This is a genomic window from Variovorax sp. 01T439_2 (genome assembly GCF_056398445.1).
In genome coordinates this window covers 1-9,865 of record NZ_JBFTPJ010000098.1, presented here as the reverse complement: position 1 = coordinate 9,865, position 9,865 = coordinate 1, and the positions used below count along the sequence as shown (strand labels likewise).

The window sequence follows — 9,865 nt, the reverse complement described above, 5'->3', positions numbered from 1 at the left end:
GTTGTAGCCCTGGTCTTCCCAGTAGCCACCGGAATAGGTGTTGGTGACGAACATCGCCTTGATGTGCTTGGGGTTCTTGTAGCCAAGCTTGGTCGGCATCCGCAGCTTCATCGGAAAGCCGTACTTGGGCGGCAGGGGTTGGCCGTCGTAGCTGAACGTGAGCAGCGTCTGCGGGTGCAGCGCGGTCGRCATGTCGATGCTGGTGTAGTAGTCGTCGGCGCACTTGAAGCCGACATACCTGGCGGTGGTGTCCGCGCCGATGCGGCGCAGGAAGTCCGCAAAGCGCACGCCGCCCCACTTGCCGATCGCGCTCCAGCCCTCGACGCAGATGTGGCGCGTGACCTGGTCGTGCTGCGGCATGGCGCGCAGCTCGGCCAGTGTCCAGCTGCGCCTGTCGGCGACCATGCCTGTCACTTCGAGCCTGTAGCCGGCCTCGTCGACCTCGCGGACCTCGTCCTCGCCGTAGTAGGCATTGAACGGGAAGGGCCGGGTGATCATCGATTCCGGGTAGGTTTCGGCGAGCTGCGTCGGGCTGAAAATGAGGCCCTGCACCTTGTCATTGAAGCGCGAGATCTTCGAGAGCGCCGCTTCCACATGGCTGTCGTCGCTGATGCTGCATCCCGTAAGCAGCGAAAGGCCGCCGAGCGTCAGCGAGCGCTGCAGGAAGGCGCGGCGCGCGGGCTGGTCGAGCTGCTTCGCGATCAGTGTGCGGGCCTCGCGCACCACGGCGTCGGCATCGACGCCGGTCATCTTTGGGGCTTTGAAGATTCTCATATCAGGCTTTTGGCGCGCGGCCGCGGATCATGGTGAGAAGGGTGCGGGGCACCAGCGCCACCATCACCAGGTGTAGGGCGACGAAGGCGACCAGCGAGGCCATGCCGAAGAAGTGGATGCGGCGCGCAAATTCGTAGCCGCCCAGCAAGTCGCGCAGCACGGCGAACTGCACGGACTTCCACAGCACGAGGCCCGAAAGCACGATCACGGCGATGTCGAGCATCACGAACAGGTAGGCCAGCTTCTGCACGCTGTTGTAGCGGCGCGGGTCGGCATGCGAGAGCCGGCCCTTGAGCGCGGCCAGCGCGTCGTGCCAGACACCGGCCGGCGTGACCGGAAAGAACCTGGCGGCCAGCCGGCCGCTCGCGATGTTGATCGCCAGGTAGACCAAGCCATTGAACACCAGCAGCCACATGGCCGCGAAATGCCATTGCAGCGCACCGCCGAGCCAGCCGCCCAGCGTCACCGCGCCCGGAAAGCGGAATTCAAAGAGGGGCGATGCGTTGTAGATGCGCCAGCCGCTCGTCACCAGCACCAGCACCGCAAGGGCATTGAGCCAGTGCGTGATGCGCATCCACAGCGGGTGGATGGGGCGGGCATCGGGTGCGGTGCTTGCGATGGCGGTGCTGGTCATGGAGCCGATTCTTGGGCGCACCCCATGGCCGATTCATCACGCAGAGTTCAATTAATCGTGATAACTCCGAAAGCCGGTTGGCGGGACAATCGGTGCCATGGACACTGCCAAACGCGTGCTGATCGTCGAGGACGACGCCCACATCGCCGAACTGCTGCGCATGCACCTGCGCGACGAAGGCTATGTGATCGAACACGCCGCGGACGGCCACGCGGGCCTGCGCGAACTGGAGCGCGGCCATTGGGACGCGCTGGTGCTCGACCTGATGCTGCCCGGCGTGGACGGCCTCGAGATCTGCCGCCGCGCCCGCGCCATGGCGCGCTACACGCCGATCATCATCATCAGCGCACGGTCGAGCGAGGTGCACCGCATCCTTGGCCTGGAGCTGGGCGCCGACGACTACCTGGCCAAGCCCTTCTCGGTGCTGGAACTCGTGGCGCGCGTCAAGGCGCTGCTGCGGCGCACCGATGCGCTGGCGCGCAATGCCCGCCTGGAGTCGGGCAGCCTCACGCTGGGCAACCTGGACATCGATCCTGTGGCGCGCGAGGTGCGCGTCGATGCCAGGCTGATCGAGCTCACGCCGCGCGAGTTCGACCTGCTGTACTTCTTTGCGCGCCATCCGGGCAAGGTGTTCTCGCGGCTCGACCTGCTCAACCAGGTCTGGGGCTACCAGCACGACGGCTACGAGCACACGGTCAACACGCACATCAACCGGCTGCGCACCAAGGTCGAGGCCGATCCGGCCGAGCCGCGGCGCATCCTGACCGTCTGGGGGCGGGGCTACAAGCTCTCGCCCACCGGAGCCGGCGAGGAAGGGGGGGCGTGATGGCCTGGGCCAGTTGGGCCACGCTCTCGCGCCGCCTCTCGGTGGTGTTCGCGCTGCTGCTGCTGGCCTGCTGCGGCGCCTCGGCCTGGCTGCAGGTGCGCGCGAGCGGGCTGCACGGGCAGGAGGTGGTGCAGCGCCTGTCGATGGGGCTGGCGGCGCACATCGCCGAGAACTCGGAGCTGATGCGCCCCGGCGGCCTCAACCAGGCCGCGGTGAAGGACCTGTTCGACAAGCTGATGGCGGTCAACCCCAGCGTGGAGGTCTACCTGCTGGGGCTGGACGGCCGCATCGAGGCGCAGGCCGCGCCGCCCGGGCACCTGAAGCGCGACCGTGTGGCACTGGAGCCGATCCGCAAGCTCCTGTCGGGTGCTGCGCTGCCCATCGTGGGCGACGATCCGCGCAGCGCGGATGCGGCCAAGGTGTTCAGCGCCGCGCCGCTCAAGGTGGGCGGACGGGATGCGGGTTATGTCTACGTGGTGCTGCAGGGCGAGGACTACGACGCGCTGGCGGCCAGGCTCGCGGCCGACAACCTCTTGCGCACCACGCTCTGGTCGATGGCGCTGGTGGCGTTGCTCGGCCTCATTGCGGGCCTGGCGGCGTTCCGGCTCATCACGCGGCCGCTGCGCGAGCTGACCCAGGCCGTCAAGCGCTTCGAGACCGAAGGCCCAGCTTCGCCCGGGGGCGAGGCGCCCACCCTTGCGCGGCTCTCGCGCGGCGGCGACGAGATCGCGCTGCTGGGCCAGGCCTTCACGCAGATGACGCGCCGCATCGCCGAGCAATGGCGCGAACTCACGCTTTCGGACCAGCAGCGCCGCGAGCTCTTCGCCAACATCTCGCACGACCTGCGCACGCCGCTCACTTCACTGCACGGCTATCTCGAAACCCTGCTGCTCAAGGCCGGCTCGCTGAGCGAAGAGGAGCGCCGGCGCTACCTGGAAATCGCGCTCGGCCAGAGCCGCAAGGTGGGCCGGCTCGCACAGGAGCTGTTCGAACTGGCGCGGCTCGAATACGGCGTGGTCAAGCCCGAGAAGGAGAACTTCGCGCTGGCCGATCTCGTGCAGGACGTGTTCCAGAAATTCGAACTCGCGGCCGAGGCGCGCCACCAGCAGCTCAGGCCCGACATCGCGCCGGGCCTGCCGGTGGTGTCGGCCGACCTCGGGATGATCGAGCGCGTGCTGACCAACCTGCTGGACAACGCCATCCGCCACACGCCGGCCGGCGGCCAGATCGAGGTGCAGCTGCGGCCCGCCAGTTCGGGCGTGGCGGTGCAGGTGAGCGACACGGGCCCGGGCATTCCGGGCGAGCTGCAGAAGGGGCTCTTCGTGCGCCCGGTGTTCTTGAGCGGGGCGCGCAGCGACGGTTCCGGCAGCGGCGGGCTGGGCCTGGTGATCGTGCAGCGCATCCTGCAGCTGCACGGCAGCGACATCCGGCTCGTGCAGCAGCCCGACAAGGGGGCGGTGTTCCGCTTTCAGCTGGGCGGCGCCACGGCCGCCTGAAGCGCCTCAGGCTTCGGGGCCGACGTGCCGGTTCAGCCGCTCGATGAGCCCCGGCAGGTCGAAGCCCTGCGACGCCACCGACTTGGGCAGCGCATGGAAGAGGCGCGGCATCAGGTAGATGAGCACGAAGCGATCGTCCTGCCGCCACTTGAGCACGTTCGCCCAGACGATCCGGCTCTCGCCGTGCGGGGCGCGAAGGCGCAGTGCGCCGTCCAGCAGCTCCGCAGAAAACTCTTCGCGGATCGCCTTGTACTTGCGGTAGTGCCGTCGGGCCGTCATCGGCATGACGAAAACGCGCATGGCCAGCAGCACGCCCGCGCCGCCGGCCAGGCCGCCCAGCGCGCTCGCCTGGACCTGCCGCGTGCCGAAGACCGCCGCCAGCACGAGCAGCACGGCCGCGGCCCCCAGGAGCCAGCGCGCTGTGCGCGGCAGGCGCGCGTAGAGCTTCATGGCGTCGACATAGTCGTCCTCGGAGATCCTGAATGTCGCGGTCATCGTGCAGCGCTCGTGGGTGGCCTGTGGGTGGAGGCGATGCTACAGCGCGGGCGCCCAGCATCTACCGATCCACCTGCCGGTCCCGCCGCTCAGGGCGGGCAGGGGCGTGCCGCGGCTGCGCCCGGACGCGTCGCCTTGCTGGTGGGGCTTTCGTCCAGCGTGCCGAGCGGGCGCGTGAACGTGCAGCCGTAGGCCGGGTCCGCCACCGTGGCCGCGGTGACCACGTCGTCGCCCGCCGGCTTCACGCCGTCGCGCTCCCACTTGACCATCGCGTCGAAGGCCTCGACCTGTTCGGCGATCGTGAAGTCGCAGTGCGAGATGCCGCGCACCGCGCGCTGCACCAGCCAGCCGCCGTTGCCCTTGGCCGCCACGCGCTGGTGGTAGATCTGCTCCATGCTGAAGGGCACGTACAGGTCGCCCAGCGTGTGCAGCGTGACCACCGGAATCCTGAACTCGCCATTGGCCTTGGGAATCCAGCGCAGGCCGTCGGTGCGCAGGCGGTTGGCATCGGCCGCCGCGGTCAGCTTGAGCACCGAGGTGTTCAGCGCCGTGGTGCCCGGCACGTCGCCGTCGATGGTGTAGGTGAAGCGGTTGGTGTCGAGCGTGCTCCGGTTCAGGATGCCGTTGACCGTGCCATCGCTGCCGAACACGCCCCATACCGCTGCGAACGAGCCGCCCTGCGTGAAGCCCAGGTCGAACATCGGCCGCTCGCCGCCCGTGAGGTTCTTCACCACCGAGCCGAACTTCAGGCCGGTGGCCGTGGGCGTGCCTGGGAACGCGGTGTACAGCGTGCCCGTGACCTGCGCCCGGATGTCCAGCCAGTTGACGCTCGGGTACTTGGGCAGCCCTGCCAGCGCCTGCGCGGCGACCTGCGCGCCCGCGAAGTAGTCGAACAGCTCGGTGTCGCCCATCACGCCGCACATCGGCACCGCGCCGTGGTACTTCATCTTGTGGTTGGCGGTGGCGTAGGCCTCGTCCTCGATGGCCGCGGCCGTGATGTGGCCGCCCATCGAATGGCCCGTGATGTAGATCCTCGAAGGCGCCGCGAGCTCACGGCCGTTGGCCTTGGCGATGGCGTTGAACTGCAGGGCCAGCGCGTTGGTGTCTTCCACGCCCGCGCGCACGTCGTAGAAATTCTTGCTGTAGCTCGAGGCGGCCCAGGCGTAGCCGTTCTGGATCAGGAAGCGGCGGATGGAGGGGTTGTTCACCTGCAGCAGGTTGCTTTCGCCGGCGTAGCCATGCGCGTACATCACGAGCTTGCCGTTCCAGTTGGCGGGCACCTCGACGCGGTACTGCGCGCCGCCGAGCATGCCGGCCCAGCGGCTGGTGGTGGTGTTGTCGACGGTGTCGCTGGCGTCGGAGGCGAGCGCCGCGAAGGTGGTGGCCGCGGGATCGGCGGGCGCGAAGGAGTTGCGGCTGTCCTGCAGGCGGGTTTCTTCGGGCGGCGGGGGAGGTGGAGGAGGCGGTGCCGGCGGCGCGGGTGCCGGAGCCGGCGGCAATGGCATGAAGGCAAAGCCGTTGCCGCCGCCGCCTCCGCCGCAGGAGGCGACGGCCAGGCTGGCTGCAAGGGCAAGAAATGTCAGGCGTGCGGAATGCATGGGATGTCTCTCTCCGTTCTTGTGTTGTTGGGAAGAAGCCCGGCGCAGCGCAGCCTCGCGCGGCCGTAGAGAACGACCGTGCTATTTCGCTGGACCGGCGGCGCAGCGTAGGGGCGTTGCCGGGCGCACCGGCCCGGGCTTTCCCGTAGCTGCTATCTCCTGCGCGACACCCGCGCGCGCTGCGTCAGCCCTTGCGGCGCGTCACCACCACGGTGGCTTCGAGGCCGTCGTAGGCCTCGGCATCGCCATACCAGCTGCCCGAGATCGGCGCGGCCTGCGCCGGATCGCGCGTGACGCCGACGCGGATCAGCTGGCCGCTGCCCATGAGGTTGTTGGTGGGATCGAAGGCGAGCCAGCCGATGCCCGGCAGGTAGGCCTGCAGCCAGGCGTGCGTGGTGCCGGCGCCGGTCATCGATTCGCCGGGCGCCTGGGCCGCGCGGTCGAGCGCGGCGTCGTACAGGTAGCCCGAGACGAAGCGCGTGGCAATGCCCAGGCGCCGCGCGGCCTCCATCATCAGGAGCGCGTAGTCGCGGCAGCTGCCGCTGCCCAGCGCCAGCGTCTGCAGCGGCGTCTGCGTGCCTTCCTCGTCGCGCGCCTTGTATTCGAGGCTCTGGCCGATGTGCGCGTTCATGCGCGCGAGCACTTCGCGCGTGCTGTTGGGCTGGTCGGTGTGCAGGAACTGGTGGGCCCAGCGGATCAGCGTGCCGTTGGCATCGTCGTCGTGGTGCGGGCGCAGGTAGTGCTCGAGGTCGAGCCGCTCCTGCACCGAATAGGCGAAGGGCAGGAATTCGGCGGCCGGATCGAGCGCGAGCTGGTCCTGCTGCGCCGGCACGTGCTCGATGGTGAAGGAGCACACGATGCGCAGCTCCGTGGCCTCGCCCATGGGCTGCACCAGCGCGACCGAGTTCGAATGCGGGTCCTGGATCAGCCGCGTGAACGACTCGGGGCTCACCTGCAGGTCGGTGGCGAGCACGCGCAGGTCGTGGCTGTCGCGCGGGCGGAACATCACCCGATGCAGACCGAAGGTGACCGGCTTCTTGTAGCGGTAGACGGTGGTGTGCGTGATGTCGTATTGGATGGCCATGCGCTGCATTCTGGGGCCTTGGCGCGGTAGCGCCTACGCTTGCGTTCGCGCGGTCGAGAGCGCCTTGGCCAGGTTGGCCGGCAGCGGCAGCGGTTCGCCATGCCATTGCGCGGCCAGCAGTTCGGCGCACAGGGCGGCAAAGCTCAGGCCGCGCGAGCCCAGCGCGGTGCAGGYCCAGGGGCCCGGTGCACCGGACGCCTCATCGGCATCGAGCGGGCCGACCAGCGGCCGGCGGTCGCCCGATGCGCAGCGCACGCCGACCCAGGCGTTGACCTGGCCGCGGTCGAGGCTCGCAGCCAGCGCGGCGGCCGCGGCGGGGTGCAGCCGCGCCAGGCGCTCGCGGTTGGCGGTGGCATCGGCGCCTTTCGCCTCGAGATTGGTGCTGTCGCGGTCGAAGGTGGCGCCGGCCAGCCAGAGCTGGGTGCCGTCGCCGGCGGCGGGTACGTGCGCGATCAGGTGGCCATCGCCATTGACGGGTGTCGCGGGCAGCCCGTCATGCGCCGCCATCGCGCCCCACATGACTTGGCCGCGCACGGGCTGCAGCGGAAGCCCCGGTGCGAAGCGGCCCGATTCGAAGCCCGCGGCGATCACCACGCGCTCCGCTTCGGCCAGCAGTTGGTCCGCCGCATCGAACAGCTGCCACGTGCCACCGCCGTGCGCCATGCGTGCCACCCGTGCGTTGCCGCGGAACTCGATGCCCGGCCCGCGCAGCCAGGCCGTGATCAGCCGCTGCGGCCGCACCCAGCCCGCGCGCGCATGCCAGAGGGCCGGCGCATCGGCCGGCAAGCGGGCCTGTGCCAATTGCACAGCGCTCGCGGGCCACGACTCATTGGGGCCGCTGTCGCTCCACCCGGTGGGAACGCGCGTGTCGCCCTCGGGCCGGCGCTCCAGCACGCCGCTGGCGCGCCAATCGCGGCCTTCCTCCAGCAGCCGTTCCAGTTCGTGCCAGGTCGTGCGGATGCCGGCGCGCGTGAGCCGCGACAGCAGGGCATCGTCGGGCGAGACATGCGGCGCCATCACGCCGACCGGCAGTCCGGACGCACCGGCCGCAGGACGATCGGCCGCATCGAGCACCGTGACCTGCCATCCGCGCCGCGCCAGGCTGGCCGCCACGGCCGCGCCGGCCAGCCCGGCGCCGATCACGGTGCAGCGGCCCGGTGCTTCGACCTGCTCGGGCGCGGGGCCGCGGCGGCGCACCGTCCAGGCCGGCGCAAAAACGCCGCCCAGGCAGTCGCGCTTGGGCGGCAGGCCTGGCCGCCTTTCGAGCTGGAAACCGTTCTGCGAGAGCGCATCGCGCACCGCACGGGCATAGGTCCAGGTGGCAAGGCCCGTGCCCTGGCGCGCAAAGCGCGACACCGCCTTCAGCGTGTCGGGCGACCACATGGCGGGGTTCTGCTGCGGGCTGAAGCCGTCCAGGAAGAGGCTGTCGGCCTCGAAGCGCTGGGCGCGCAGCATCGGCTGCACGTCGCCGATGCACAGCGTGAGCAGCACGCGGCCGGCGTCGAAGGCCAGCCGGTGAAAGCCCGGCAGCAGCCCGTGCCACTGCGCGGCCAACTGCTCGGCCAGCGGCATCAGCTCGGGGTAGGCCCCGGCGGCGCGCAGCAGGTCTTCAGGGCCGACCGGGTACGCCTCGATGGAGACGTAGTGCAGCATCCGCGGCCGGTTCGCATCCGCGCGCCAGGCCTGCCAGCTTGTCAGGAAATTGAGGCCAAGCCCGAATCCGGTTTCGAGAATCCGCCATTGCGGCCGTCCGGACCAGGCGCCGGGCAGGCCGCAGCCGCCCAGGAACACGTGGCGCGACTGCGCCAGCGCCCCGGTTTCGGTGTGATAGATGTCGCCGAAGCGCTCGCTCAACGGCACGCCGTCGGCGCGCCAGGCGACGGGCTCGGCGGCCAAGACGGGCTCAGTTCGAGGGGGGAACGTAGCCCTGCGCGACGTCGGCGCCTTCGCCGAAGAAGTGCTTTTCCATCTGGCGGGCCAGGTACTGGCGGGCGCGCAGATCGGCCAAATTCAGCCGGTTCTCGTTGACCAGCATGGTCTGCTGCTTGAGCCAGGCGGCCCAGGCTTCCTTGCTGACGTTTTCCCACAGGCGCTTGCCCAGTTCCCCGGGATAGGGCGGGAAGTCGAGCCCTTCGGCTTCTTTGCCGAGCTTGATGCACTGAACCATGCGTGCCATTTTTGATTGCCTCTGGTGGGGAAAGCGGTTGCTTAGTTGATTTGGCTATTTAGAACTGAAAACTCGGTCGTTCCAGTTTCTATATGTCGTATTGAGAATACGCAGCTTCATTGATATGCCTTTTTGAGCAAGACACCATGAGCCTTCGCCGCGACTTTATCAAGCTTTCCCTGGGTGCCGGCGTGGCCGGTGCCATGGCCCTGACGGCATTGCCGTCGTTCGCGCAGGGCGCGGCCCCCGTGACGCTGCTCAACGTGTCGTACGACCCGACGCGCGAGCTGTACGTCGACTACAACCGCGCCTTCGCCAAATACTGGAAGGGCAAGACCGGCCAGGACGTGACGGTCAAGCAGTCGCACGGCGGCTCGGGCAAGCAGGCCCGCTCGATCATCGACGGCATCGATGCCGACGTTGCCACGCTGGCGCTGGGCGGCGACATCGACGCGCTCGCCACGCACGGCGGCTTGGTCAAGGCCGACTGGCAAAAGCGCCTGCCGCAGAACTCGGCGCCCTACACCTCGACCATCGTGTTCCTGGTGAAGAAGGGCAATCCCAAGGGCCTGAAGGACTGGGACGACCTCGTGAAACCCGGTGTGCAGGTGATCACGCCCAACCCCAAGACCTCCGGCGGCGCGCGCTGGAACTACCTGGCTGCCTGGGAATTCGCCAAGCGCAAGTACGGCAGCGACGCTAAGGCCAAGGAATACATCGGCAGCCTGTTCAAGAACGTTCCGGTGCTCGATGCCGGCGCGCGTGGCGCCACCATCACCTTCGTGCAGCGC

10 protein-coding genes are annotated in these 9,865 nt (G+C 69.1%); 3 read left to right on the top strand and 7 right to left on the bottom strand.

Annotated features, from left to right (window positions below):
• Together AC1DOC_RS07160 and AC1DOC_RS07155 are read right to left on the bottom strand one after the other, a co-directional pair.
• On the bottom strand, positions 1 to 774 hold a 774-nt coding region (locus tag AC1DOC_RS07160), incomplete at its 3' end, for a molybdopterin-dependent oxidoreductase (RefSeq protein WP_478129591.1).
• A 1-nt stretch (position 775) separates the two neighbouring features.
• Entirely contained in the window at positions 776 to 1,408 is a 633-nt protein-coding gene (locus AC1DOC_RS07155) for a cytochrome b/b6 domain-containing protein (protein WP_012748090.1), read from the bottom strand.
• A 97-nt stretch (positions 1,409 to 1,505) separates the two neighbouring features.
• Between AC1DOC_RS07155 and AC1DOC_RS07150 the strand changes: the two genes are divergently transcribed.
• Entirely contained in the window at positions 1,506 to 2,234 is a 729-nt protein-coding gene (locus AC1DOC_RS07150) for a response regulator transcription factor (RefSeq protein WP_018904534.1), read from the top strand.
• Positions 2,234 to 3,730 (top strand): sensor histidine kinase, encoded by a 1,497-nt coding sequence (locus AC1DOC_RS07145; protein ID WP_012748088.1) that lies wholly within the window; start codon positions 2,234 to 2,236, stop codon positions 3,728 to 3,730. Before AC1DOC_RS07150 ends, AC1DOC_RS07145 begins: the two co-directional genes overlap by 1 nt.
• 6 nt (positions 3,731 to 3,736) lie before the next feature.
• On the opposite strand, the gene AC1DOC_RS07140 is transcribed toward AC1DOC_RS07145, so the two are convergent.
• From AC1DOC_RS07140 to AC1DOC_RS07120, 5 genes are all read right to left on the bottom strand, one after another.
• Positions 3,737 to 4,225, bottom strand: coding sequence for a YcxB family protein (locus AC1DOC_RS07140; protein ID WP_418145392.1), 489 nt, complete (start codon positions 4,223 to 4,225; stop codon positions 3,737 to 3,739).
• 89 nt (positions 4,226 to 4,314) lie between these two features.
• The gene (locus AC1DOC_RS07135) at positions 4,315 to 5,823 is read right to left on the bottom strand and encodes an alpha/beta hydrolase family protein (RefSeq protein WP_027730601.1); all 1,509 of its coding nucleotides are present in this window, start codon (positions 5,821 to 5,823) and stop codon (positions 4,315 to 4,317) included.
• 184 nt (positions 5,824 to 6,007) lie between these two features.
• Complete coding sequence (locus AC1DOC_RS07130) at positions 6,008 to 6,907, bottom strand: transglutaminase family protein (RefSeq protein WP_230537788.1); 900 nt, start codon at positions 6,905 to 6,907, stop codon at positions 6,008 to 6,010.
• 33 nt (positions 6,908 to 6,940) lie between these two features.
• On the bottom strand, positions 6,941 to 8,803 hold the full coding sequence (gene mnmC, locus AC1DOC_RS07125; RefSeq protein WP_478129590.1) for a bifunctional tRNA (5-methylaminomethyl-2-thiouridine)(34)-methyltransferase MnmC2/FAD-dependent 5-carboxymethylaminomethyl-2-thiouridine(34) oxidoreductase MnmC1: 1,863 nt from the start codon (positions 8,801 to 8,803) through the stop codon (positions 6,941 to 6,943).
• 7 nt (positions 8,804 to 8,810) lie between these two features.
• Entirely contained in the window at positions 8,811 to 9,083 is a 273-nt protein-coding gene (locus AC1DOC_RS07120) for an oxidative damage protection protein (protein ID WP_012748083.1), read from the bottom strand.
• A 137-nt stretch (positions 9,084 to 9,220) separates the two neighbouring features.
• Here AC1DOC_RS07120 and AC1DOC_RS07115 point away from each other — a divergent pair.
• Positions 9,221 to 9,865: sulfate ABC transporter substrate-binding protein (locus AC1DOC_RS07115; protein ID WP_478129589.1), on the top strand; the 645-nt coding region annotated here is incomplete at its 3' end.